Source organism: Streptomyces drozdowiczii, from assembly GCF_026167665.1.
GTDB classification, from domain to species: domain Bacteria; phylum Actinomycetota; class Actinomycetes; order Streptomycetales; family Streptomycetaceae; genus Streptomyces; species Streptomyces drozdowiczii_A.
The window spans coordinates 1,557,407-1,579,682 of record NZ_CP098740.1; the positions used below are offsets into that span (position 1 = coordinate 1,557,407).

General features: G+C 70.9%; 17 protein-coding genes. 6 read left to right on the forward strand and 11 right to left on the reverse strand.

The window, feature by feature from the left end; translation table 11 throughout:
• Positions 1 to 2: 2 nt before the first annotated feature.
• On the forward strand, positions 3 to 3,263 hold the full coding sequence (locus NEH16_RS06840; RefSeq protein WP_265540114.1) for a non-ribosomal peptide synthetase: 3,261 nt from the start codon (positions 3 to 5) through the stop codon (positions 3,261 to 3,263).
• Positions 3,260 to 5,302 carry a beta-ketoacyl synthase N-terminal-like domain-containing protein gene (locus NEH16_RS06845; RefSeq protein ID WP_073967609.1) on the forward strand — a complete coding sequence of 681 codons (2,043 nt, stop codon included), beginning with the start codon at positions 3,260 to 3,262 and terminating at the stop codon, positions 5,300 to 5,302. Before NEH16_RS06840 ends, NEH16_RS06845 begins: the two co-directional genes overlap by 4 nt.
• 63 nt (positions 5,303 to 5,365) lie before the next feature.
• Here the strand turns inward: NEH16_RS06845 and NEH16_RS06850 are convergent, their stop codons facing one another.
• The 3 genes from NEH16_RS06850 to NEH16_RS06860 all read right to left on the reverse strand — a co-directional run bounded on the left by NEH16_RS06850 (position 5,366) and on the right by NEH16_RS06860 (position 6,946).
• On the reverse strand, positions 5,366 to 6,103 hold the full coding sequence (locus NEH16_RS06850; RefSeq protein ID WP_265540117.1) for a thioesterase II family protein: 738 nt from the start codon (positions 6,101 to 6,103) through the stop codon (positions 5,366 to 5,368).
• Positions 6,104 to 6,213: 110 nt separating this feature from the next.
• On the reverse strand, positions 6,214 to 6,699 hold the full coding sequence (locus NEH16_RS06855; protein ID WP_242442196.1) for a hypothetical protein: 486 nt from the start codon (positions 6,697 to 6,699) through the stop codon (positions 6,214 to 6,216).
• Positions 6,700 to 6,709: 10 nt separating this feature from the next.
• Positions 6,710 to 6,946 carry a hypothetical protein gene (locus NEH16_RS06860; protein WP_073967607.1) on the reverse strand — a complete coding sequence of 79 codons (237 nt, stop codon included), beginning with the start codon at positions 6,944 to 6,946 and terminating at the stop codon, positions 6,710 to 6,712.
• 231 nt (positions 6,947 to 7,177) lie between these two features.
• Here NEH16_RS06860 and NEH16_RS06865 point away from each other — a divergent pair, with 231 nt between their 5' ends.
• The gene (locus tag NEH16_RS06865; protein ID WP_265540120.1) at positions 7,178 to 8,191 is read left to right on the forward strand and encodes a LacI family DNA-binding transcriptional regulator; all 1,014 of its coding nucleotides are present in this window, start codon (positions 7,178 to 7,180) and stop codon (positions 8,189 to 8,191) included.
• Positions 8,192 to 8,309: 118 nt separating this feature from the next.
• Here NEH16_RS06865 and NEH16_RS06870 read toward each other — a convergent pair whose 3' ends face one another.
• From NEH16_RS06870 to NEH16_RS06885, 4 genes are all read right to left on the reverse strand, one after another.
• Positions 8,310 to 9,221 carry a carbohydrate ABC transporter permease gene (locus NEH16_RS06870; protein WP_374215673.1) on the reverse strand — a complete coding sequence of 304 codons (912 nt, stop codon included), beginning with the start codon at positions 9,219 to 9,221 and terminating at the stop codon, positions 8,310 to 8,312.
• The gene (locus NEH16_RS06875; RefSeq protein WP_073967604.1) at positions 9,218 to 10,162 is read right to left on the reverse strand and encodes a carbohydrate ABC transporter permease; all 945 of its coding nucleotides are present in this window, start codon (positions 10,160 to 10,162) and stop codon (positions 9,218 to 9,220) included. The genes NEH16_RS06870 and NEH16_RS06875 overlap by 4 nt, the downstream gene beginning before the upstream one ends.
• A 112-nt stretch (positions 10,163 to 10,274) precedes the next feature.
• Entirely contained in the window at positions 10,275 to 11,573 is a 1,299-nt protein-coding gene (locus NEH16_RS06880) for an extracellular solute-binding protein (protein ID WP_265540123.1), read from the reverse strand.
• A gap of 50 nt (positions 11,574 to 11,623) precedes the next feature.
• Positions 11,624 to 13,045 (reverse strand): GH1 family beta-glucosidase, encoded by a 1,422-nt coding sequence (locus NEH16_RS06885; RefSeq protein ID WP_265540125.1) that lies wholly within the window; start codon positions 13,043 to 13,045, stop codon positions 11,624 to 11,626.
• Positions 13,046 to 13,459: 414 nt separating this feature from the next.
• Here NEH16_RS06885 and NEH16_RS06890 point away from each other — a divergent pair, with 414 nt between their 5' ends.
• Positions 13,460 to 14,500, forward strand: coding sequence for a LacI family DNA-binding transcriptional regulator (locus tag NEH16_RS06890; RefSeq protein WP_265540127.1), 1,041 nt, complete (start codon positions 13,460 to 13,462; stop codon positions 14,498 to 14,500).
• A gap of 111 nt (positions 14,501 to 14,611) precedes the next feature.
• Here the strand turns inward: NEH16_RS06890 and NEH16_RS06895 are convergent, their stop codons facing one another.
• The gene (locus tag NEH16_RS06895) at positions 14,612 to 15,895 is read right to left on the reverse strand and encodes a glycoside hydrolase family 6 protein (RefSeq protein ID WP_265540129.1); all 1,284 of its coding nucleotides are present in this window, start codon (positions 15,893 to 15,895) and stop codon (positions 14,612 to 14,614) included.
• A 543-nt stretch (positions 15,896 to 16,438) separates the two neighbouring features.
• Here NEH16_RS06895 and bglS point away from each other — a divergent pair.
• Positions 16,439 to 17,218: a beta-glucanase gene (bglS, locus tag NEH16_RS06900; RefSeq protein WP_265540131.1), complete on the forward strand. Its 780-nt coding sequence runs from the start codon at positions 16,439 to 16,441 to the stop codon at positions 17,216 to 17,218.
• A 126-nt stretch (positions 17,219 to 17,344) separates the two neighbouring features.
• On the opposite strand, the gene NEH16_RS06905 is transcribed toward bglS, so the two are convergent.
• The 3 genes from NEH16_RS06905 to galE form a co-directional block, all read right to left on the reverse strand.
• A complete protein-coding gene (locus NEH16_RS06905) occupies positions 17,345 to 17,737 on the reverse strand; it encodes a type II toxin-antitoxin system death-on-curing family toxin (RefSeq protein ID WP_265540132.1) in 393 nt (130 codons plus the stop codon).
• The gene (locus NEH16_RS06910) at positions 17,734 to 17,928 is read right to left on the reverse strand and encodes a ribbon-helix-helix protein, CopG family (protein ID WP_073967591.1); all 195 of its coding nucleotides are present in this window, start codon (positions 17,926 to 17,928) and stop codon (positions 17,734 to 17,736) included. The genes NEH16_RS06905 and NEH16_RS06910 overlap by 4 nt, the downstream gene beginning before the upstream one ends.
• 395 nt (positions 17,929 to 18,323) lie before the next feature.
• A complete protein-coding gene (gene galE, locus NEH16_RS06915) occupies positions 18,324 to 19,313 on the reverse strand; it encodes a UDP-glucose 4-epimerase GalE (RefSeq protein ID WP_265540135.1) in 990 nt (329 codons plus the stop codon).
• A gap of 200 nt (positions 19,314 to 19,513) precedes the next feature.
• On the opposite strand from galE, the gene valS reads away from it, so the two are divergent.
• Positions 19,514 to 22,084 carry a valine--tRNA ligase gene (gene valS, locus NEH16_RS06920; protein ID WP_265540138.1) on the forward strand — a complete coding sequence of 857 codons (2,571 nt, stop codon included), beginning with the start codon at positions 19,514 to 19,516 and terminating at the stop codon, positions 22,082 to 22,084.
• The last annotated feature ends 192 nt before the right edge of the window (positions 22,085 to 22,276 follow it).

A 22,276-nucleotide genomic window follows, 5' to 3' on the forward strand; every position in this document is an offset into this window, starting at 1 on the left:
CGATGACCACCGACACCCTGTGCCTCGCCGGACCGGCCGCCGACGAGGAGTACGAGTTCCCCGTCTCCGACGCCCAGGCGCGCCTGCTCGTGCTCGACGAACTGAACCCCGGCACCGCGCAGTACAACGTGCCCGCGGCGTTCGCCGTGACCGGGCCGCTCGACGTCGGCGCGTTCGGCCGTGCGCTGGACCTCCTGGTCGCCCGGCACGAGGCGCTGCGCACCGTCTTCCGTATCGCGCCCGACGGCACCCGGACCCAGCTCGTCCGCGCCACCGGCCGCGCCGCGCTCACCGTCGAGCGGAACGTGCCCGCCGACCGGGCCGGGGAACTGCTGCGCCGGGACGCGGCCCGCCCCTTCGACCCGGGCACCGGCCCGCTGCTGCGCGCCTCGGTGTACGCACTGGACGACGGCACCCACCGGCTGCTGCTCAACGCCCACCACCTGGTCTGCGACGGCTGGTCACTGGGCCTGATCCTCCGGGAGCTGGGCACGGCCTACCGGAACGAGGCGGCCGGGCGGCCGCACAGCCCACCCGAACCGCCCCTCCAGTTCCCCGACGCCGCCCTGTGGCAGCGCGAGCGGGCGGCCGCCGGGGAGCACGCGGCGGCGGTGGCGCACTGGGCGGAGTCGCTGCGCGGCGCGCCCGCCGTCCTCGAACTGCCCACGGACCGGCCGCGCCCCACCGCGCGTCCGAGCGACGGGGGCTCGGTGCCGTTCACGCTGCCCGCCACCGTGCGGGCCCGGCTGGCCAAGGCGGCCGGCGCCGCGGGCGCGACCTCGTTCGCCGCCCTGTTCGCGGCGTACGCGGCGTTCCTGTGCCGTCTGACCGGCCGCACCGACCTGGTCATCGGCTACCCGGTCTCCGGCCGCGAGCACCCCGACCTCCAGCACACCGTGGGCATGCTCGCCGGCACCCTCGCCCTGCGGGTGGACGTGGGCGGCGACCCGTCCTTCCACGAGCTGACCGGCCGGGTGCGCGCCGCCCTGCGGGACGCGGCCCCGCACCAGGAGGCCCCGTTCGAGGCGGTGGTGGACGCTCTCAACCCCGTGCGCGAGCCCGGCCACGACCCGGTGGTGCAGGTCGTCCTCTCCTACGACGACGACACCGAACTCACCCTGGACCTGGCCGGGACGGACACCCGGCGGCTCGCACTCCCGCTGGACACCGCCAAGTTCGACTTCCACCTGCACGTCGAGCGCTGGGGCGAGGACCTGGCGGCGCAGTTCATCCACCGCACCGACCTGTTCGCCCCGGCGACCGCCGCCCGCTGGGCGCGCAACTTCCGCGCCCTGCTCGACGCCCTGCTCGCCGACCCGCACGCCCCGCTGTCGCGCCTCGACATGGTTCCGCCGGAGGAGCGCCGGCTGCTCCTCGCGCAGAACGACCGCCTCGCGGACGCCGCCCCCGCCGACCGGCTGGTGCCGGAGTTGGTCGCAGAGGTCGCGGCGGCCCGCCCCGACGCCACGGCCCTCGTCCACGACGGTGAACGCCTCAGCTACCGCGAGCTGCTGGAGCGAGCCGACGCGCTGGCCGCGCGGCTGCGTGCCGCCGGGGTGCGCCCCGGCACCCGGGTCGGGCTGCTGCTGCCGCGCTCGGCCTTCCAGGGCGTCGCCGCGCTCGCGGTGCTGCGGGCGGGCGGCGCGTACGTGCCGCTGGACCGGGCGCACCCCGACGACCGCATCCGCGACATGCTCGCCACCTCCGGCACGGCGCTGCTCCTCACCTCGGACGCCACCGCCGCGCGGGCGGGCGCGCTCGGCGTGCCGCAGCTCCGCGTGGACCATGTACGGCCGGCCGAGCCGCCGCCCGTCCACGACGGCCCGGCACCCGGCCCCGGCGACCTCGCCTACGTCCTGTTCACCTCGGGCTCCACCGGCCGTCCCAAGGGGGTCGCCGTGGAGCACCGTGCGCTGGCGAACCTCACCCGGGCCGTGCGCGGCGCCTTCCCGGTCGAGGCCGGCGACCGGGTGCTGCAGTTCGTCGCGTTCGGCTTCGACGTCGCCGTGTCCGACCTGTTCTTCCCGTGGGTCGCCGGGGCGGAACTGCACGTACCGACCGAGGACGAACGGCTCGGCGAGGCGCTGCTGCACCGGCTGCGCGACTCACGGATCACGTACGTGTTCCTGCCGCCATCCGCCGCCATGCTGCTGCCCGACATCGGGGACGCCCTGCCCGACCTGCGCACCGTCGCGGTCGGCGGCGAGGCGTGCCCCGCCGAGCTGGTCGGACGGCTGCACGCGCCGGGCCGCCGGGTCGTCAACGCCTACGGGCCCAGCGAGGTCAGTGTCTACTCCCACACCGCGGACCTCCTGCCGGGCGCTCCGGTGGTGCTGGGCCGCGCGGTGCCCGGCAGCCGCGCCTACGTCCTCGACGAGCTGCTGCGTCCGGTGCCGGTCGGCGTCACCGGCGAGATCTACGTGACCGGCGCGGGACTCGCCCGCGGCTACGTCGGGCGGCCGGGCCTGACCGCCGAGCGCTTCGTCGCCGACCCGTTCGGCGCCCCGGGCACCCGGATGTACCGCACGGGCGATCTGGGGTGCGTCGACGCCGACGGCGCGGTCGCCTACCTGGGCCGCGCCGATCTCCAGGTGAAGCTGCGCGGTGTCCGGCTCGAACTCGGCGAGGTGGAGTCGCTGCTGGCCGCCCATCCGCAGGTGCGGGTCGCCGCCGCGGCCGTGCGCGGCACGGGCGCGGACCAGCGGCTCGTCGCGTACGTGGTGGGCCGGGACCCGGCCGCCGCACCCGCCGACGACGTGCTCCGCGCCCATCTGGCGGAGCGGCTGCCGGCGTTCATGCTCCCGGAGGTCTTCGTACGCCTCGACGCGCTGCCACTCAACGGCAACGGCAAGACCGACCGGGCGGCGCTGCCCGAGCCGCCCGTCACCCGGCGCGCCCCGGAGCCGGACGGCGCGGGCCCCGGCACCCCGACCGAGCGGTTCGTCGCGGGGATCTGGGCCCGGGTCCTGACGACGGACCGGGTCGGCCTCCACGACAACTTCTTCGAGCTGGGCGGCAACTCCGTCCGGCTGGCCCGGGTCCTGGTCGCGCTCCGGGAAGCCGGCGCGGACGGGAACCTCGGCCTCGTCGACCTGTTCCGCCTCCCCACGGTCGCCGCCCTCGCGGGCCGCCTCGACCAGATACGTACGGACCGCCCCGCCGCACCGGCGGACTCCGGCGGCTCCACCGCCCACGGCCGGGAGCGCCATCAGCGGCACGCCGCGGCCGTCCGACTCCGTTCCCGGAAAGGCATGTCACGATGACCGAGCCCGCAGCCCCCGACACCCTCGACTCCGCCATCGCCGTCATCGGCATGAGCGGCCGCTTCCCCGGCGCGCCCGATCTGGCGGCCTATTGGCAGAACCTGCTGGCCGGGGTCGTCTCCGTCACCGACTTCACCGAGGCGGAGCTCCTCGCCGACGGCGCCGACCCCGCCCAGGTCGCCGGCCGCGACCACGTACCGTCCAAGGGCGTGCTGGAGGGCGCCGACCGTTTCGAACCGGCCCTGTTCGGCTTCAACCGCACCGAGGCCGCCGTCCTCGACCCGCAGCACCGCCTGCTGCTGGAGACGGCGTGGTCGGCGCTGGAGGACGCGGGCCTGAATCCGCTCGGCGCGCCGGCGCGCACCGGCGTGTACGTCGGTGGCGGGGTCACCGAGCACATGCTGGCCGCGCAGACCGATCCGGCGCTCGCGGCGCAGCACGGCGCGCTCCAGGCGCGCATCCTCACCGACCGCGAGTTCCTGGCTCCGTGGATCTCGTACCGGCTCGGCCTGGACGGTCCGAGCCTGACCGTGCAGACGGCCTGCTCGACCTCGCTGAGCGCGCTGCACCTCGCCTGCCAGGCGCTGCTTCTCGGTGACTGCGACACCGCGCTCGCCGGGGGCGTCGCCGTGGACTCCGTACGCAGGCGGGGCTATGTGCACTACGAGGGCGGGATCTTCTCGGCCGACGGCCGCTGCCGCCCCTTCGACGAGGCGTCCGGCGGGACCGTGCCGGGCAACGGCGTCGGTGTGGTGGTGCTGCGCCGGTTGGCGGACGCGCTCGCCGACGGGGACCCGATCCGCGCGGTGGTCCGGGGCAGCGCGGTCACCAACGACGGCGCCGCCCGCGTCGGCTTCACCGCCCCGGGCGTGGACCAGCAGACCGCGGCGATCAGGGAGGCGTGGGCGTCGGCGGGCCTCGACCCGGCGGACGCCCAGTACCTGGAGGCGCACGGCACGGCGACGCGGCTCGGCGACCGGATCGAGGCGAGCGCCGCGGGCGCGGCGTTCGCGGGCGCCGGCACCGGGGCCGTCGCCCTCGGCTCGGTGAAGGCCAACCTCGGGCACCTGGACGCGGCGGCGGGCGTGGCCGGGGTGATCAAGACCGTGCTGATGCTGGAGCACGGCGTCATCGCCCCGACGGCGGGCGCGGGCCGACCGAATCCGGAACTGGGGCTCGCCGACTCGCCGTTCCATGTGGTCACCGAGGCCGAGCCGTGGCCGGAGCCCGCCGGCGGACCGCGCCGGGCCGGGGTCAGTTCCGTCGGCATCGGCGGCACCAACGTCCATGTGGTCCTGGAGCAGGCCCCGCCGCGCACCCCGGCCGCCGGGGCGCCGCCGGAGCCGGAGGCGCTGCTGCTGGCCGCGCACAGCGAGGACGCGCTGAGGGCGCTCGCGGGACGGCTCGCCGCCGCGCTGCGCGGCCCGGCGGCGCCGGACCTCGCCGATGTCGCCCGTACGCTGCGCGAGGGCCGCGCCCCGCTGGCGGTACGCGCGTACGTGGTGGCCTCGGACCGCGCGGAGGCCGCCGCACGGCTCGACGGGCTGGTCCTCGGCCGTCCCGCCGCGCACCCGGGCGACCCGGCCGGGCCGCGTGCGCTGGGCGAGGCGTGGCTGCGGGGCGAGTTGCCGGACGGGCCGGACCGGGGCCGCCGCGTCTCGCTGCCCGGTTATCCGTTCGCGGGTGAGAGCTTCGGGGCGCTCTCGCTGGACGCCGTCCGGGCTCCGGCCGGGGCGGTGGACGCGCCGCAGGACGCGGGGCCGGACGCCGGGCCGGACGCGGGGGTGCGGGCGCTGATCGTGGAGACCCTGGGGCTCGCGGGCGAGCAGGACATGGGGATGACCTACTTCGCCGCCGGCGGGGACTCGCTGGCCGCCGTCCACCTGGTCGGCTGCCTGCGCGACGACTTCGGCCTCGACGTTCCGCTCACCCTGTTCCTGGAGGAGCTGACGCTGGACGAGCTGGCGCGGCGGATCGTCGAGGCGGGCAGCCCCGACGACGCGCTGGACGCGCTGCTCAGCGAGTTCGAGAACGTGTAGGGGCGGGACGCGGGAGGGGGGCCGGCGGAAGTTCCGCCGGCCCCCCTCGTACGTCGCGGTGGTTCAGGAGGCCACGAAGGCGCCCGTCACCACCCGCACCACCTCCGGCAGCCCGGCATCCAGGTAGAAGTGGCCGCCGGGCAGGACGTGGGTGGTCAGGCCGGCGGCCGTCTCCCGTTCCCAGGCGGCCAGTTCGGCCACGGGCACCCGGGGGTCGGCGTCGCCGCCCAGCGCCACCACGGGGCAGCTCAGCGGGGGCCCCGGCGCGTACGCGTAACGCCCGAGCAGCCGGTAGTCCGCGCGCAGCGGGGGCAGCGCCAGCTCCATCAGCATGGGGTCGGCGAGCAGTTCCTCGTCCGTCCCGGCCAGTAGCCGTATCTCGGCGAGGAGTTCGTCGTCGGACAGCTCCTGCGACCAGCGCGCCGGGAGGGGCAGGGAGGGCCCGCCGCGCCCCGACACGAAGAGCACCGCGGGCGGACGGCCCAGGCCCTGGAGCACCCGGGCCGACTCGAACGCCATCAAGGCGCCCATGCTGTGCCCGAACAGCGCGAGCGGCCGGTCAGCCGGGTCCGGCGGCAGCTCTCTCAGCACCGCCTCCACGATCTCCTCCGCCCGCTCGACCGGCGGCTCCCCGAAGCGGTCGTGCCGGCCCGGGTACTGCACCACGAGCGGGTCGAGCGCCCCGCTGACCGCGGCCGACAGGGCGTGCTGCGCGGAGGCGGTGCCGCCCGCGTGCGGGAAGCACAGCAGCCGGACGGGTGCGTGGGGCGCGGGGTGGAAACGGCGTATCCAGTGGGCCATGGACGTCCCTCTCGGTCGTGGGGCCCGGTCGCCCCGTACGTGCGACGAACGGGGCCCCGCGCCGTATCGCCCGGCGCGGGGCCCCTTCTGTTCCGGGTGGTGCCCGCGGTCTACTCGGCCGCGGCCATCCACTCCTCCACCTGCTCCAGCGTGGTGTCCGGACCGGCGACGAGAACCCTCAACTCGTCGTCGTGCGGATTCAGGGTGACGACGGCGGGGCAGCGACGGCAGCCCTCGACGCCCACCTGGTTCCACCACTTGCACTGCGGGCGGAGGTGACACCGCGGCAGGGACCGCTCGTCCGCCCCGGCCTCCTCCGGCACGACGCGGATCCGCTCGATCAGGCCGCACGCGTCGCCCACCCGGTTCGCGCACTCCGACACGCAGTGCGAGGCGAACCGCAGCACCCGGTTGGGCGCGATACCCGCCGGCACGGCGCCGAGGACATCGGCGGCCGGCACCGGTTCGGCCAGGTAGACGACCTCGCCGCCGTCGCCGGAGCGGACGCCGAGGACCACGCTCTCCGGACGACTCGCGTCGCCGGAGGGACACCAGTTCAGGGGCGGCTGCCCCGCGGACCCGTCCACGGTGGTCACCTCCGCCGCCTCAGCAGCTCGCCGGGCGGACGCCGGTCGTGTTGACGACCAGGCCGCCGACGACACCGGTGTCGACGGCTCCGTTCGCCTGTTCCACGGCGACGGCCTCGGCGAGGTGCGCGGCGAGCTGCTCCTGCGACGTAATCCGCTCGGCGCGGCCCGCTGCCGCGGCGGGCGCGCTGCCCGCCGCGACCATCCCGGTGACCAGTGCCGCGGCCACCGCGGCCGTACGCAGACCCTTGTTCATCTTGCCCCTCCCAGTTAGACGGATGGTGCTGTGCCCCGACGCTAGGGTCGGCACAGCCCCACCACCGGCGGCCGGAGAGGCAGTTTCGAGGCAGCCGCCCATGAGAGCGCTCCCAAAAACAGGCGGGGTGAGGGTGGCAGCGCAGGGGATTCCCCCTCTGTACCCACGCGCCACGCGCACAGGTGACAATGGAAGGGCTTCCATAACTGCCGCGAGAGAAGGCCCGCCTCCATGACTGAGGAACTGCCGCATCGGCACGCCACGCTCGACGAGGTGGCCGCGCTGGCCGGTGTGTCACGATCGGTGGCCTCCCGGGTGATCAACAACGCGCCCCATGTCAGCCGGGCCAAGCGCGAGTCCGTCGAGAGGGCGATCAGGAAACTCGGCTACGTCCCCAATCCGAAGGCGCGCGCCCTGGCCACGAGGCAGGCGGGGGCGGCCGCGCTGGTCATCTCACAGGATGACCCGGAGGTCCTGACGGATCCGTTCTTCGCGCAGGTCGTCGCCGGGGTGGCGAGTGCGCTGGAAGACGCCGACCTGCACATGATGCTGTGCGTCGCCGCCAGCCCGCGCGGCCGGGAGCGGGTGGAACAGCTCGTACGCTCCCGTGTCGTCGACGGGGTGATGCTGATGGCGTTGCACGAGGACGACCCGCTGGCCCGGATCGCCAAGGAGAGCCGGATCCCGGTCGTCTTCGGTGGGAGGCCCGTCGATTTCGAGCCGCGCTGGTACGTGGACATCGACAACGTCGGCGGCGCGCGGGACGCGACCGATCACCTGCTCTCGCGTGGGCGGACTCGCGTGGTCACGATCTGCGGCCCGCTGGACACCGAGGTGGGCGCCTCACGGCATCGCGGCTACCGGGAAGCGATGATGCTGGCCGGTCTGAAGCCCCGCCCGCCCCAGGAGGGGGATTTCACCGAAGCCGCCGGAGCCGCCGCGATGGCCCGTCTGCTGGAGGCGCACCCGGACCTGGACGGGGTGGTCGCGGCCAATGACAACATGGCGGCGGGCGCGTTGCGCGCGTTGCGCGGCGCCGGGCGCTCGGTGCCGGAGGACGTGGCCGTGGTCGGGTTCGACGATCTCGCCGTCGCACAGCTCGCCGAACCCGCGCTCACCACGATCCATCAGCCGGTCCGGGATCTGGGGCGCGAGATGGCCCGGATGCTCGCCGGGCTGATCGCGGGCCGTACCGCCAGTCCGCTGATCCTGCCCACTCACCTGGTCGAGCGCGCCAGTAGCTGATGCGGGATGAGTGGTGCGCGGCCGGCAACCGTCGGCCGCCGGGAGGCGGCCGGGCGGGGAGTGGACACCGGTTGCCTGCCCGAAGGCCGGCCGCACACCACCGTCTGTGCGGGGCCGTTCAGCCCTTGACGGCGCCCTGCATGATCCCGCCGACGATCTGCCTGCCGAGCAGGCCGAAGACGACCAGGACGGGCAGCGTGCCCAGGAGGGTGCCCGCCATGACCACGGACTGGTCCTGGACGTACCCGCCGCCGAGCTGACGCAGGGCGACCTGCACGGTGGGCTCCTGGGAGGAGAGCGCGATGATCGGCCAGAAGAAGTCGTTCCAGGCCGTCATGAAGGTGACCAGGCCCAGGACCGCCATGGCGGGGCGCGCGATGGGGACGACGATCGTCCAGAAGATCCGGGCCGTGGAGGCGCCGTCGACACGGGCGGCTTCGATGAGTTCGTCGGGCAGTGACTGGGCGATGTACTGCCGCATGAAGAACACACCGAAGGCGGAGACCAGGCTGGGCAGGATCACCGCCTGCAACTGATTAGCCCACTCGAGCTTCGCGATCACCATGAACAGAGGGATCACGCCGAGCTGTGGCGGGATCATCATGGTGCCGACGGTGAACGCGAGCAGCGCGTTGCTTCCCTTGAAGCGCAGTTTGGCGAACGCGAACCCGGCGAGGGTGGAGCACAGCACCGTACCGACGGTGATGGACCCGGACACGATCAGGGAGTTGACCAGGGCCTTCCCGATGTCGGCCTGGTCCAGGGCCTGTTGGAAGTTGTGCAGCAGGTTGGGCCCGGGAATCAGCGTCGGCGGTACCTTCGCGATGTCCGCGTTGGACCGGCTGGCCGCCACGATCGTGTAGTAGAAGGGGAAGGCGGAGACCAGCACGGCGAAGACGAGGAACGTGTACGTGAGGCGGCTGCCGTGCAGGGTGCGTCCCGCGCGGCGCCTCGGCCCCCGGCGGCGTGACGCGGTGACGGCGGACGGCTGCCCGGCGTGCGCGGTGTTCGGATCGGCGAGGATGGTCACCGGCCGGCCTCCTTGGCCATGCGGCGGCGCGCGAGGAGGGCGTTGAGCCCGACGAGCACCAGGATGAGCAGGAACATGACCCAGGCGATGGCGGCGGCCCGGCCCAGGTGGAAGAAGGACCAGCCCTGCTCGTACATGTACAGGCCGAGCGTCTGGTACTGGTGGGTGATACCGCCGCCCGCGTTGCCCTCGAACAGCAGCGGCTCGCCGAAGAGCTGTGTGGCGCCGATGGTCGACATGATCACGGAGAAGACGATGGTGGGGCGCAGGCCCGGCAGGGTCACGTGCAGGAACTGCCGCCAGCGAGAGGCGCCGTCCATTTCGGCGGCCTCGTACAGATCGCCGGGAATGGACTGCATGCCGGCCAGGAAGATCAGCGCGTTGTAGCCGGTCCAGCGCCAGACGACGATGCAGGCGATGGCGGTCTGGGAGGCGAGGGTGCCCGTCTGCCAGTCCACCGGGCCGACGCCGACGAGGCCGATGGCGTAGTTGATCAGGCCGAAGTCGTGGCCGAAGAGCTGGGCGAACACCAGGGTCGCGGCGGCCACCGAAGTGGCGTACGGCATCAGCATCATGGTGCGGAAGAAGGTGCGCCCGCGGAGCTTGTAGTTGAGCAGGTGCGCGAGCCCCAGGGCGATCAGGAGCTGCGGGACGGTGGACAGCACGCCCAGGGTGAAGGTGTTGCGCAGGGCGCCCCAGAAGAACGGGTCGGTGAAGATGGCGGTGTAGTTGCCGAAGCCGCGCCATTCCATGTCGCCGGGGGTCTGCAACTCGATCCGGTACAGCGAGATGAACGCGGTGTAGATCAGCGGGAAGAGGCCGAAGGCTCCGAACAGCACGAAGAACGGCGCTATGTAGGTGTACGGCGAGAGGGTGCGCCAGGCCCGGCGTCCTGGTGGGAGCTGGGGACTGCGCGCCGGCGCGGCGGCGGTGACGGTCACGGGGTGACCCTTCGGGTGTGCGGGGAGGCCGGGGCCTCGGCGGGTGGTCGGGGAAGGGGGCCGGGGGCGGACCGGGGCGTGGCGAGGGACCCGGCCCGCCCCCGCGGCGTGATCAGCCGATGGCGTTGTCGATGCCCTTCTCGGCGTGCTTCCAGGCGGTGTCGGGCGACGTGCCCTTCTTCTCGATCTCGAACAGCCCGGCGGTGATCTGCTCCTGGATGTCCTGGTCGTTCACGCCGAGCACCTGGACCGGCGCCTGCTTGGCCGCGTCACCGAAGATCTTTCCGATGGGCGCACCCGAGAAGTAGGGGTCCTCGGTGTCCGCCACCTTCGCGATGGCCGGCACGCTGGAGGGGAAGTTGCCGATCTCGGTGAAGAGCTTGGCCTGCTGCTCGGGGGCGGTCAGCCACTCGATGAGCTCGTAGGCTTCCTTCTTGTGCTTGGCGGCCCTGGGGATGGAGAGGTACGAGCCTCCCCAGTTGCCCGGGACACCGGGCATCCTGGCGATGTCCCACTTGCCCTTGCCCGCGTCGCCCGCCTGGCCCTTGATGTAGCCGAGCATCCAGGCCGGGCACGGCAGGGTGGCGAAGGAGCCCGCGGCGAACGCCTGGTTCCAGGGCGGCGTCCACTGCGCCAGCTCGGCGCTCACGCCCGCGCGGTCGGCCTTGACGGACAGGTCCCAGGCTTCCTTGACCGCCGGACTGTCCTGGTAGATGAGCTTGCCGGAGGAGTCGTAGTAGCGCTCCTTGTACTGGCCGGCCACGTTGGTGTAGATGCTCCGGATGCTGTCGATCCAGGCGGTCTTGGCGGGGGCGTTCTTCATGTACTGCTTGCCGAGGTCCAGGTAGCCGTCCCAGGTGGACCACTTCTTGGCGAGTTCCTCGCGGTCGGTGGGAAGTCCGGCCTTCTTGAGCAGGTCGGTGCGGTAGCAGATGGCGCCGGGGCCGTTGTCCGTTCCCAGGCCCATGACCTGGCCGCTCCTGGTAGTGGCGGCGCCCCACTTGGAGTCGGTGAAGTTCGCCTTCAGCTTGGCGGCCCCGTACTGGTTCAGGTCCTCGAACTTGTCGCTCTGGCGCTGGGCCACGGAGGCGATGCGGCCGATCTCGATGCCCTGGACGTCGGCCAGGCCGCCGCCGCCGGCGAGGCGGGTCTGCAGCGCCTTCCAGTAGTTCTTCTCCTCCTGGGTGTCGGTCTGCTTGATCGTGATGTTCGGGTGGCTCTTCTCGTACTCCTTGTAGAGCCCGGCCTCCTTGAAGCCGAACGTGCCGAACAGGTCGACGGTCAGGGTGATCCTGCCGTTGCTGTCCTGGGCATCGGTCGAGCCCGATCCGCAGGCGGCCAGCAGGGTGCCGGCCGCGGCCATGGCGCCCAGGCGGATGAGGATTCTTCTCGCGGCTCGTGCAGTGGACATGGGAAGCCTCCTTGCGTGTATGCGTACAAAAGGTGGTGCGGGTGGAGACCTCAGGACCCCTGGCGTCCGCGGGCCGCGTTCGCGGCGTCCCGTAGCCACTCGGCGCTCTGCTTCGGGGTGCGCATCTGGGTCTCGTAGTCGACGTGGACGATGCCGAAGCGCTTGCCGTAGCCGTAGGCCCACTCGAAGTTGTCCATCAGGGACCAGGCGAAGAAGCCCCGCACGTCCGCGCCGGCCTCGCGGGCCCGGCCCACCGCGGCAAGATGGTCGGCCAGGTACACGGTCCGGTCGATGTCCTCGATGCGGCCGCCGGCTCCGGAGCCGTACACCGAGTCGTCGAAGGCCGCACCGTTCTCGGTGACGTACATCGCCGTGCCGGGGTAGTCGCGGCTGATCCGGGTGAGCAGGTCGGTCATGCCCTGCGGGTGGATCTCCCACGGCATCGCGGTGACGGGCCGGTCGGGCTGGGGGACCCTGACGGTCTCCCCCGGCTCGCCGCCGGCCGCCACGACGTCGCTGACGTAGTAGTTGATCCCGACGAAGTCCACGGGCCGGCCGATGACCTCCAGGTCCCCCGCCTCCACCGGCAGTTCGGCCCCGAGCCTGGCCAGATCCTCGACCACGTCCTGCGGATACCGCCCGCGCAGGACAGGGTCGAGGTAGATGCGCGCGCCCATGCCGTCCGCCTGGCGGGCGGCCGCGAGGTCGGCGGGGCTGTCGGACGCCGGGTAGACCTGGGCGGGGTTGAAGGTGATGCCGACCTGTGCCGGCGTGGGCACCACCGCACGGATCCGCTCGACGGCCAGCCCGTGCCCCAGGTGCAGATGGTGCACGGCGCGGACGGCGGCCCGGAAGTCCTTGCGCCCCGGGGCGTGGCAGCCGATGTGGTAGCCGAGGATCGCCGAACAGAAGGGCTCGTTGAGGGTGATCCAGTGGTGCACCCGGTCGCCGAGCCGGCCGGCCGCCAGCTCCGCGTAGTCGGCGAAGCGGTAGGCGGTGTCCCGCTCGGGCCAGCCTCCGGCGTCCTCCAGCTCCTGCGGCAGGTCCCAGTGGTAGAGCGTCGCCCAGGGAGTGATGCCCTGCGCCAGCAGCTCGTCCACGAGGCGGTCGTAGAAGTCGAGCCCCTTCGCGTTCGCCGGTCCGCGCCCACCGGGCTGGACCCGCGGCCAGGACAACGAGAAGCGGTAGGCGTCCAGTCCGAGACCGGCGAGCAGTCGCACGTCGTCGGGCATCCGGTGGTAGTGGTCGCACGCCACATCGCCGTGGTCGTCGCCCTCGATCGCACCGGGGGTGTGGCTGAAGGTGTCCCAGATCGACGGCGTACGCCCGTCGACATCGACCGCCCCTTCGATCTGGTACGCCGACGTCGCGGCGCCCCACACGAAGTCCGCCGGGAGACCGGGGACGGTGAGGCCGGGCAGGGGCTGGGGCTCGGACCGGCCGGAATCGACAGGCCGCAGATCGATGCTCATGGGGTGCTTCTCCAACAGCGGAGGGATTCGGGAAGGAGCCGCCGCGTGTACGACTGACTCCTGGGCGGCAAACTGGGAGCGCTTCCAGAAAGATGGGGGCGATGTTCACCTTTGTCAAGGGTCCGCGTCCATGACCCTTCCTGTTGGCCATCCGGTGCCAACGAGGGAGAATCAGCAATGTTTGCCCGAATATGACCCTGCGACAGCGGCCACGAACACGGCGGATCAGCTGCCGCGCCATGACCCACTCACCGCTTGACACCCCTGGATCACTTGCACATTATTTGGGAGCGCTACCAATACGGCGCGTGATCGTGCGGGGTTCGACGACTGCCGAGGGGGGCGTCGAACCCCGCACCGGCGTGGTGCCCACCGCCGCGCGGCCGCCCCTCCCCTTCCCGCAAGGAGTGCGTCGTGCCCGAACCGTCCGTGGCTGTCCGCCCGACCCTGGAGGCGGTCGCCGCCCACGCGGGCGTGTCCCGCTCAACGGTGTCCCGCGTCATCAACGGCGGGACCGGAGTACGCCGACAGGTCATGGCCAGAGTCGAAGGAGCCATCGAAGAGCTGGGGTACGTGCCCAACCGGGCCGCTCGCACGCTGGTCACCCGACGTACCGGAAACATCGCGGTGATGATCGCCGAACCCGAGGGCCGCGTCTTCTCCGACCCCTACTTCGGGCTCCAGATCCGCGGCATCAGCAAGGAGTTGGTCGCACACGACCTCCAGCTGGTCCTCCTCCTCGCCGAAGGGGCCGGCGACCGGGAGCGGATGGACCGCTACCTGTCCGGCGGCCACATCGACGGCGCGCTGGCCTTCTCCGTACACCGTGACGACCCGCTGCCCGACATCGTCAGGCGCCTCGGCCTGCCGACCGTCTACGGCGGCAGGCCCCACTGGGAACCGATCCCCCGGGAGGCCGCACTCGCGTACGTCGACGCGGACAACCGCGGCGGGGCCAGGGAAGCCGTGCGCTACCTCGTCGCCCAGGGCCGCCGACGGATCGCGCACATCGCCGGTCCCCTCGGCCTGGCCGCAGGGATCGACCGGCTGGACGGCTACCGGGATGTGCTGTTCGACGCCGATCCCTCGCTCGTCGCGCAGGGCGACTTCACCGACGGGAGCGGCGAGCGCGCGATGGCCCAACTCCTGGACCGGCACCCCGATCTGGACGCGGTCTTCGTCGCCAGCGACCTCATGGCCAAGGGCGCGCTGCGCACCCTGCGCGCACGAGGCCGCACCGTGCCGCACGACGTGGCCGTGGTCGGTTTCGACGACCTCACCTCCGTGTCCACGGCCACCGATCCGCCGCTCACCACGGTCCGGCAGGACATCGAGGGCATGGGCCGCACGATGGCCCGGCTGCTGTTGCGCAAGCTCCACGAGCAGGGCTCCGGCACACGGACCCAGGGCGCCGTCATCACCGCCACCACCCTGACCCGCCGCGGGTCGGCCTGAGCAGGCATGAGCACGGCCCGGTGCGCAGCCCGATCCGGTCCTGAACCCGCACCCTGAACGAGCAAGGCGCTCGCCCGTCCGGCGTCGGACGGGCGAGCGCCTTGCTGTCGGCTACCGGCCGGTGTTGAACGTCAGCGCGGGCTTCGCGTTCCTGGCCAGGGTGTGCGCGAACTCCGGCCACCAGGCGCCGGCCGCCGGGTCCTCGCTTCCGTACTCCGGGTCGGCGGGGCCCGCCGTGCCCCGGTGGCAGGTGCCGTCCGATTCACCGATGGTCTTCACGTACAGGTACGCGTCGGCCAGGGGCTGCCCGGTGTCGGCGGTGGGCCGGACGCCGATGCCGCGCCCGGGGGCGTTGCACCAGGGCTCGGCGTCGGTGTACTTGCCCGCCGGGGGGATCCAGGCGCCGAGGCCGTTGCGGCTGTTGTCCAGGACGTAGTGCGAGAGGTCCTCGAGCGGGGGCCGGCCCACCGTCCGGTCGAACCAGGCGTCGGTCCACTTCCAGGTGGACGGGTCGTAGAAGTCCACCGCGTTGCCGGGCTGCCCGTCGTTGGGGGCGGACGGCGAGTAGTACTGGCTGGCGCAGGTGTCCGTCTTCCCGCGTGCCTCCTGCGGGCCTTCGGTGGTGTACCAGACGCACTTGGAGACCCAGGTGGCGTACCGGTTGAGCTGGTCGGTGGGCTGGTAGTTGGAGACGTTCAGGGCGAAGCCCTGCGTCTTGTCCAGGCCGGCCTCGATCAGCCGGCCGGCGAGTTCACCGACCGGCTGCCAGTTGCTGCTGCCGCCGTCGAGGTAGACGGACGTCTTGGGCTTGGCCTCCATGAGGTCGACCGCGGTCCGGATGTTGGCGTACCGCTCCTCGGTCCGGGCGCCGTCCGCGTCGCCCTCGGGACACTCCTTGGGCAGCAGGGCCAGCCCGTCGGGCTCGACGATGACCGCGGCGCGGCCGGTGCCGATGCCGTCGGCCACGCCCTGGACCCAGGCGCGGTACTCCTCGGGGCTGTCCGCGCCGCCGGCCGAGTAGAAGCTGCAATCGCGTCCGGTGACGTTGTACAGGACGAACACCGGTACGGTGCCGGTCAGCCTGGCCGCCAGCATCTTCTTCCGGACGACCTTCTCGATCTCGGCGGGTGTGCCGTAGTCCAGCCAGATCGCCTGCGGCCAGGAGGCCAACTTGGCCATTCGCACGGCGTCTTCGACCTTGCCCGCCTTGACGTCGGCGACCGCTTGCCGAGCGGCCCCGGCCTCGGGGTCGACGTAGAAGCGGGTGTTGCTGGGCAGCGTATGGCCGGCCGCCGCGGGGCCGGGCGAGGCAGCCGCCTCGCCACCGCCGCCCAGCGTGCCGGCGGCGAGCGCCGCGCAGGCGACCGAGACGAGCAACCGTCGCACTCTGCTCATGAGGTGAAGTCTCCTTTATGCCGGCTGATTCGCCGGCTCGGACACAGATTTTGGTAGCGCTTCCAGATGTGATTGAAGCCCAGCGCTTTCGTGGGCACATGCTGAGGCCGACGTTACAGGCATGTCAATAGCCGTTCAGCGACTCGCCGCCCCACCGCCCCCGACCAGCCAGAACGGGATAAGAAGCGGCACGAGAGGGCACTTGACCAACCCGGGCGGCGCATCGCCAGCGGCCCTTCGGTGTGAACGGAAGGTTTCCTTCGTGATGCATCGAGGCACTCCGGCCTCTTGTCCGCCCGCTACGGCGCTGCTACTTTTTGGAAGCGTTCCCAGTCCCACCCGTTCACGGCGCACCACCCATGCGCCGTCGGGCCTGTACCGCACCGCGACTCCCGGTTCCCCCCACCGGTGGTGCACGGAAGATCGTGATTGACAGGTGCACGTCCCCTCACCACAGGCGTCCTGTCCCCGCACGGTTGTGTCGTCGGCGGACGCCGAACCACTCCCCCCGCCTGCCGCATTCACGCCCCCAAGGAGGCAGCAATGCAATCCCGCACGGCTTCTCGGCGGTCTCTCAAGTACCGCTGGCTACTCGCTCCACTCGCCGCACTCGCGCTGACCCTCAACCCGATCTCCACCCCCGCGTACGCCGTCGGCGGCAGCTTCACCGACAACTTCGACTCCTACAACACGGGCCTCTGGAGCAAGTCCGACGGCTGGTCCAACGGCGGGATGTTCAACGCCGGCTGGCGCGCCGACCACACCTGGTTCAGCGGCGGTGTCATGGGCCAGAACCTCGACACCGCGAGCTGCCCGTCCGGCTGTTCGGGCAAGCCCTACGCCTCCGGTGAGTACCGCACCAACGACCTGTACTCGTACGGCCGCTTCGAGGCCCGCCTCCAGGCGGTCAAGCGCGAAGGCACCGTGACCGGCTTCTTCACCTACACCGGCCCGAGCGACGGCCAGCCCTGGGACGAGATCGACGTCGAGATCCTCGGCAAGAACACCAACCAGATGCAGACCAACTACTTCACCAACGGCGTCGGCGGCCACGAGACCGTCATCAACCTCGGCTTCGACGCCTCCGCCGGATTCCACGACTACGCCATCGAGTGGTGGAACCAGGGAACCATCAACTGGTTCGTGGACGGCAAGCTCGTCCACCAGGAGAACGGCTCACGCGGCGCACTCCCCACCCACCCGATGCGCATCATGGCCAACCTGTGGCCCGGCACCGGCGTCGACAGCTGGCTCGGCCCGTTCAACTACCCGGGCACCCCGCTGACGGCCCGCTACGACTGGATGAAGTACACCAAGTACTGATCCGACCGAAGTGAAGTCACCGCCGGGGAGCGACAGCTCCCCGGCGGTTCCCAACCGGACCCAGCCCGGTGCGTGGGCTGGGTCCGGAATGGGAACGCAGGCGTCGAGCCCCTGCCTCGTCGAACGTCAGGAAACAGGGAACCAGGTCGCGAGGTGTTTGGCGATCGCCGGTACATCGACGTTGTCCTGCGCGACTTCCTCGACGAACGGCCCGGCCACGGAAACGGGCGGCGGGGCGGCACTGGCGCTGACGCCGTTGAACCGCAGGAAGACACGCATGGCAAGCCAGGCGGTGCGCTTGTTGCCGTCGATCAGAGCGTGATTGCGGGCGACGGAGTGCAGCAGTGCCGCCGCCTTCTCGTGCAGCGTGGAATACAGCTCGGCCCCGAACACGTTCGTCCGGGGCCGTTCGATCGCCGACACCAGCAGTCCCATGTCACGCACGCTGTGCCCCGTACCGTTGACCGTACGGGCGATGGCCAGGATCTCGTCGACCTGGATGTAGCGCACGTCGGTCACTTCAGGTAGTCCAGGATCTCCGCATCGCTGTCCATCAGCTCGGCCAGGACGTCATCGACCTTCAGCTCGGCCCGGTCCTGGGCGTCGCGGATGGCCTCGATGGCGAGTTCCTGCTTGCTGCGACCCTCCCGACGAGCCCGCTCGGTGAGCTTCGCGTCAAGGTCTTCGGGGAGCCGGAGTGTCATCGCCATACAGCAATGATACCGGGCTGGTATCTGGGCGGCGAGGTGATACCAGCCACTCAAGATCTCGGACCACGAGCTGACCACCCGAAACGCAAAACGGCGGGTCAGCGGCCCTTCTCGACCGGCTCCAGAATCGCCACGCACTCCACACGATAAGTCATCGGGAAGACGTCACGCGAACCTGAGACCCTCATAGTCGCAGGTCAACGCGCTTCTGCGCCCGCTCCGAGCACCCTTTCTGCGGGCCCGGAGCGTCAAACGAGCGTCATGGCCATCAGGGAACACGCTTCTCCGGACCTCAACGTCTTCCACAAGCAGACCACCCACTCCCCTGAGTCATTAGGTCATCTGCCGTGCCTGCCGTTCATCACTCTCCCTGCCATGCAGCTCCGGACGTCCAGTCAGTGGCCGGTGGACTCCTTCACTGCAGTCGCCTGAGCGAAATCCCACGCATCCTGGATCATCTCCGACAGATTCGAGCGGCGCGGCACCCATCCCAGCCTTTCTCGGGCACGGGCGGAAGAAGCGACGAGTGTCGCGGGGTCGCCGGGTCGGCGCGAGACGACGACTTCGGGGATGGGGTGGCCCGTCACCTTGCGGGCCACGGCAATCACCTCGCGTACGGAAAAGCCGTTGCCGTTGCCGAGGTTGCAGACCAGGTGCTCCCCGGGCGCGGCGGCGTCGAGAGCAAGCAGATGGGCGTCAGCGAGATCGGAAACATGGATGTAGTCGCGGACACATGTGCCATCAGGTGTTGCGTAGTCGTCTCCGTAGATGGAGATCGCCTCCCGCCGCCCCTGCGCGACCTGCAGCACCAGAGGTATGAGGTGCGATTCCGGATCGTGGCGCTCTCCGTGGGAGGCGACCGCCCCCGCGACATTGAAATATCGCAGTGACACCGCTGCGAGGCCACACGCGGCGCTCTCACCGGCGATCATGTGATCCACCGCGAGTTTGGAGGCGCCGTACGGATTCACGGGGGCAGTCGGGGTGCGGGTCGAGATCACACCGGCTGTCGGCTCCCCGTACACGGCACAGGTGGAAGAGGCCACAAGTTTGCGTACGCCCGCACCACGCATGGCCGCCAGCAGGGCGAAAGTCCCGAGAACGTTCGTATCCCAGTACTTCTCCGGATTGACCATCGATTCACCGACCTCGGCGACCGCGGCGAAGTGCATCACGACCGCGTAGGAGGGGTCGAGCACCTCCGCGGCCTCCTGAATGCGACCCTTGACGAATTCGGCACCGGATGGTACAGCTTCACGGAAACCGGTGGACAGGTCGTCCAGTACGGTCACCCGGTGTCCGGTCTCGACCAGACGTGCGGCAACGACGGAACCTATGTATCCGGCTCCGCCGGTCACCAGCACCCGCCCTCGTTCCTTGCTCATGTGCGCGTCGCCTCTCTCGCCTAAGGTCTTCCGCAGCGATATCCCGGACAGCTGCTCGCTCCTGGCCCCCTACACTGGACGGAGGGCCGAGTTGCAGCTCATCAGTATCACTGGCGAGCCCGACCGGAGCGATCGCCTTCAAAGGCGTGGTCCTCCCGCTCGCCTCAAGCTGTGGAACTGACTGGGAAGGGTGTGTCGACATGACGCGCTATGGCTCTCCGCTGCCGGACAAGCCTTCGCTCGACGGGTTGGAATCGAAGTGGTCGTCGTTCTGGGGTGAGGCGGACGTTTACCGTTTCGCCCGGCCCGGAAGCCGTGACGCCGTGTTCTCGATCGACACCCCGCCGCCCACGGTCAGCGGCTCGCTCCATGTCGGCCACGTCTTCAGCTACACCCACACGGACATCGTCGCCCGCTTCCAGCGCATGCGCGGCAAGCACGTCTTCTACCCGATGGGCTGGGATGACAACGGGCTGCCGACCGAGCGCCGCGTGCAGAACTACTACGGCGTACGCTGCGACCCGTCACTCCCCTACGACCCGGAGTTCACCGCCCCGACGCCGATCGCCGAGCGGACAGGCAAGGACAAGAAGGCGCCGGCGGTCAGCATCTCCCGCCAGAACTTCGTCGAATTGTGCGAGAAGCTCACCGCTGAGGACGAGCTTGTCTTCGAGGAGCTGTGGCGCAAACTCGGACTCTCCGTCGACTGGTCCATGCAGTACACGACGATCGGCAAGGAGGCACAGCGCGTCGCGCAGACGTCCTTCCTCCGCCTGGTCCAGCGAGGAGAGGCCTACCAGTCCGAAGCACCCACTATGTGGGATGTCTCCTTCCGGACCGCGGTGGCCAATGCCGAGGTGGTCGAGAAGGACGTTTCGGGTGCGTACCACCGCGTGGCGTTCAAGCACGGCACCGAGGACGTGCACATCGAGACGACCCGTCCCGAGCTGCTGCCCGCCTGCGTGGCCCTGGTGGCACACCCGGACGACGAGCGCTACCGGTCCCTCGTGGGCCAGGAAGTCACGTCGCCTCTGTTCGGGGTCCGCGTGCCGGTCGTCGCCCATCACGCCGCCGACCCCGAGAAGGGCAGCGGCATCGCCATGATCTGCACCTTCGGTGACGCGACCGACGTCATGTGGTGGCGTGAGCTGAAGCTCCCGACCCGCACCGTCATCGGCCGTGACGGCCGGCTGCTGCCGCTGGACTTCAGCGAGCTGCCGACCGCGGACGCTGCGGGCGCCCAGGACCTTTACGACCGGATCGTCGGCAAGACGGTGCATACTGCTCGGGAGATCCTCGTCGAGGAGCTGCGTGGCACCGGCGGCCTGGTCGGCAACCCCCGGCCGACCACTCGTGCGGTCAAGTTCTTCGAGAAGGGCGACAAGCCGCTCGAGGTCGTCAGCAGCCGGCAGTGGTTCATCAAGACCGTCCAGCACCGCGAGCAGCTGCTTGCCAACGGCGCCGAGATCGTCTGGCACCCGGCGCACATGCAGTCGCGCTACAACGACTGGGTGCAAGGGCTGAACATCGACTGGCTGATCAGCCGGCAGCGCTTCTTCGGTGTGCCGTTCCCTCTGTGGTACGCCCTCGACGAGGCCGGGCAGCCCGACTACCGGGCTCCGATCCTTCCCGACGAGTCGGTCCTTCCGATCGACCCGTCCAGCGACTGCCCGCCCGGGTTCACCGAGGACCAGCGGGACAAGCCGAACGGCTTCATGGGCGAACCCGACGTCATGGACACCTGGGCCACCTCGTCGCTGAGCCCCCAGCTGGCCTCCGGCTGGCTGTCCGACCCGGAGCTCTACAGCCAGGTGTACCCGATGGACCTGCGCCCCCAGGGGCACGACATCATCCGTACGTGGCTGTTCACCACGGTCGTGCGCTCCCAGCTCGAAGCGAACACCACTCCGTGGAAGCACGCCGCCCTCTCCGGGTGGATCCTCGATCCCGACCGCAAAAAGATGTCCAAGTCCCAGGGGAACGTGGTCACCCCCGGGCATCTGCTCGACGAGTACGGCGCCGATGCGGTCCGGTACTGGGCGGCCAGCGGACGCCCTGGTACGGATACCGCTTTCGACCCGCAGCAGATGAAGATCGGCCGGCGTCTGGCCATGAAGCTGCTCAACGCGAGCAAGTTCGTACTTTCGCTGCCTGCGCCGAGTGCCGGGGCGAAGGCAACGGAGCCGCTCGACAAGGCGCTTCTCGCCAAGCTGGCGGCAACGACGGAGGACGCCACAAAGGCGCTCGAAGGCTTCGACTACACGACGGCCCTGGACGCCATCGAGCGGTTCTTCTGGTTCTTCTGCGACTACTACGTCGAACTGGTCAAGGAGCGGTCCTACGGCAAGGGCTCCGAGGAAGGCGCGGAATCGGCCCGGGCCACACTACGGCGCGCCCTCGACATCGTCACCAGGATGTTCGCCCCCGTCCTCCCTTACACGGCGGAGGAGACGTGGTCGTGGACCCACGAGTCGACCGTGCACCTGACCTCGTGGCCGACGAGCGCGGACCTGTGGGAGACGGCCTCCGGCACACGCCCGGAGCTTGCCGAGGCCGCCGCTTCCGCCATCGCCATCATCCGGCGCGCCAAGTCCACCGCGAAGGTCTCGATGCGGGCCGAGGTCGCCCGTGCCGTGGTTAAGGCGCCTGCCGCCGTACTGGACGACGTCCGGCTCGTCGCCGCCGATATCCAGGCGGCCGGGGTCGTGTCCGAGTTGGCCTTCCAGAACACCGAGGGCGGCGAGCTCACGGTCGAAGTCGACCTGGCCTGACCGCATCAGCATCCATGAATCCGTGCCCTGCCGGGCCCTCCGGCAGGGCACGGCCTTTTCCCGGAACGACCGTTGGCGCCCCCGTTGCCCAGCCTTTCCGAGCACGCGCACATGCCGCTGACAAGCTGCTTTTTACCCAGGCAAGTTGATGAGCCGTCGGTTATGCTCGCACCGTTCGAACACCTGATGCCA